At 72.3% G+C, this 2,893-nt stretch carries 3 protein-coding genes; 1 reads left to right on the plus strand and 2 read right to left on the minus strand.

The features are described 5' to 3' along the window. Positions 1-534, minus strand: a 534-nt coding sequence (locus JYK17_RS40155; RefSeq protein ID WP_222812315.1) for a DUF2510 domain-containing protein, incomplete at its 3' end; no start/stop codon positions are given. A gap of 265 nt (positions 535-799) precedes the next feature. On the opposite strand from JYK17_RS40155, the gene JYK17_RS40160 reads away from it, so the two are divergent. Then, the gene (locus JYK17_RS40160; RefSeq protein ID WP_108013810.1) at positions 800-1,213 is read left to right on the plus strand and encodes an SsgA family sporulation/cell division regulator; all 414 of its coding nucleotides are present in this window, start codon (positions 800-802) and stop codon (positions 1,211-1,213) included. A 16-nt stretch (positions 1,214-1,229) separates the two neighbouring features. On the opposite strand, the gene JYK17_RS40165 is transcribed toward JYK17_RS40160, so the two are convergent. Continuing rightward, positions 1,230-2,645: an FAD-binding oxidoreductase gene (locus JYK17_RS40165; protein WP_108013809.1), complete on the minus strand. Its 1,416-nt coding sequence runs from the start codon at positions 2,643-2,645 to the stop codon at positions 1,230-1,232. Positions 2,646-2,893 lie beyond the last annotated feature (248 nt).

Here is a 2,893-nt window from a genome sequence, read left to right on the forward strand (position 1 = left end):
CCCCGCGCTGCCCGTGGCTCCCCCAGGCTTGGCCGTGGGCCTGCGGAAGACGAACGTGCCGCCGGAGGCCACGTCACCGGCGCCGCCGTCCGCGGGCGGGATCGTCGCGGTGCCGTCCGTGCTCGCGGCCCGGCCGTCGGGCTGGGCCGGCGGGTCGGCGGGCACGCGCGGGTCCGCGCCCTGCGGCGAGCCCCACGACACCCGGCGGTCCTGGTCGCCGCCGAAGCCGGACTGGTGCGTACGGTCGGCGCCCCAGGCGGAGGCGGGTTCGGGACGGCTGCCGTGCTGGGCCTCGGACGGGGAAGGCCCCGGCTGGGGGTCCTCGTCGAAGAAGTGCGGTCCCGTCTCCTCGACGGGAGCGGGGTTCGAGCCGGGCGGCGGCATGAGCGACTCGCCGTCGGTCGGCGCCGGACGGCTGGTGCCCGGTACCCAGGCCGCGCCGTTCCAGTACCGGACATATCCAGGAATGGACGGGTCCGGGTAATACCCTTCGCGGGGCCTGTTGTCGCCGGGGGCCGGGGTTGGGGCGCTCATGTCCGTCGTCCCGTATCTGCTCGGGGGTGAATATCGGGGGCTCCACATCTATCAGACCCACCGCTCCCCCACCGCCAGTCCCGCCGGACCCGCCCCCTTTCCGGGCAACCCCGTGCACGGCCTTCACAGAGTCGGTCATCAAGTCGGACGCGGAGTCGGAAAAAAACTTGCCGCAACTCGCGTAATGCCCGGGCGGTCCGCCCCTCTCCCTCGTACGGGCCCGCGCAGGGTCCCGTACACCTGCCCGAGAGAGGAACGGCACGACATGCACTACACCGTGGTGGAGCGCGAGCTCGAACTCAGACTGATCCTGTCCCCGGAGCGCAGCGTCCCGGTCCCGGCGCGGCTGGAATTCCGCACCGACGACCCGTACGCCGTCCACATCACCTTCCACATCGACTCGGAGAGCCCGGTGTACTGGACCTTCTCCCGCGATCTGCTGGTGGAGGGGGTGTTCCGGCCGTGCGGGCACGGGGATGTGCGGGTGTGGCCGAGCAAGTCGGAGGGGCGCAGCGTCGTTCTGATGGCGCTGAGTTCACCCGACGGTGACGCCCTGCTAGAGGCGCCGGCCGCCCAGGTGTCGGCCTGGCTGGAGCGCACGCTGCGGGTGGTGCCCCCGGGGACTGAGGGCGAGCGGCTCGGGATCGACGACGCGCTCGATCAGCTGCTCGCCCAGTGACCCGACCGGCTCCGGATCAGAACAGCTTGCCCGGGTTGAGGATGCCCAGCGGGTCGAAGACCTGCTTGATGTCGCGCTGCATCTCCACGCCCACCGGGCCGATCTCGCGCGCCAGCCACTCCTTCTTCAGGACCCCCACGCCGTGCTCGCCGGTGATCGTGCCGCCGAGTTCCAGGCCGAGGGCCATGATCTCGTCGAAGGACTCGCGGGCGCGCCGGGACTCGTCGGGGTCGGCCGCGTCGAAGCAGACGGTCGGGTGCGTGTTGCCGTCGCCCGCGTGCGCGACGACCCCGATGGTGAGCTGGTACTTCTCGGCGATCCGCTCGGTGCCCGCGAGCATGTCGCCGAGCCGGGACCGGGGCACGCACACGTCGTCGATCATCGTGGTGCCACTGACGGCCTCCAGCGCGACGAGCGACAACCTCCGTGCCTGGAGCAGCAGTTCGGACTCGGCGACGTCGTCGGCGGGAACCACCTGCGTGGCACCCGCCGCCTCGCACAGCGCGCCGAGGGCGGCGAGGTCGGCGGCCGGGTCGGGGGTGTCGAAGGCCGCGAGCAGCAGGGCCTCGGTGGTCTCCGGCAGGCCCATCTGCGCCATGTCGTTGACCGCCTTGACCGTCGTACGGTCCATCAGTTCGAGGAGCGAGGGCACATGGCCGCCCTCCATGATCCGGCACACCGCGTCGCAGGCGGCCGTCCCGGACGCGAACTCGGCCGCCAGCACCAGCTGCTGCGGCGGCTTGGGCCGCAGCGCCAGGATCGCCCGTACGACGACGCCGAGGGAGCCCTCGGAGCCGACGAAGAGCCGGGTCAGGTCGTAGCCCGCGACGCCCTTGGCGGTACGGCGGCCGGTGGACATCAGCCGCCCGTCGGCCAGCACCACCTCGAGGCCCAGCACGTACTCGGCGGTGACCCCGTACTTCACGCAGCACAGGCCGCCCGAGGCCGTCCCGATGTTGCCGCCGATGGTGCACATCTCCCAGCTGGAGGGGTCCGGCGGGTAATACAGGCCGTGCTCGGCGACCTCGCGCGAGAGGACGGCGTTGATCACGCCCGGCTCGACCACGGCGATGCGGTCGACGGGGTTGATCTCGAGGATCCTGTCCATCTTCGTCAGCGACAGCACGATGCAGCCGTCCGTGGCGTTGGCGCCGCCGGACAGACCGGTGCGGGCGCCCTGCGGGACGACCGGGACGCGCAGCTCGGTGGCGGTCCGCATGACGTGCTGGACCTGTTCGACCGTGCGCGGCAGCACGACCACCGCCGGGGAGCCGGCGGGGCAGAAGCTGGCCATGTCGTTGGCGTAGGAGACCGTGACGTCCGGGTCGGTCAGGACGGCCTCGGCGGGCAGACCGGCCAGCAGACGGTCGACGAGGCTGCCGGTGGCTGCTGTGTCTTCGTCGCGACGCGCTTCGATACGGCTCATGATCACAGCGTCGCACCCGGGGCCATCGGTGTGAACCCCGTCTACGGCACTGGACGTATGCCGGGATGCGCTCGTCGTACTGACGCACAGTGATCGCCATGGAGGAGACGCAAGCGGAGGCGGTCGGGCGCGGGCGGCGGGCGGCGCGGGGGCGGCGGCTGCTGATCGCCGCCGTCGCGGGATGTGCCGTACTGGGCGGGGTGCTCGCGCTGTGGCCGTGGCAGCGGCCGGACGTGCGCGCGCCGGCCGTGCCG

Source organism: Streptomyces plumbidurans, from assembly GCF_019857225.1.
GTDB lineage: Bacteria > Actinomycetota > Actinomycetes > Streptomycetales > Streptomycetaceae > Streptomyces > Streptomyces plumbidurans.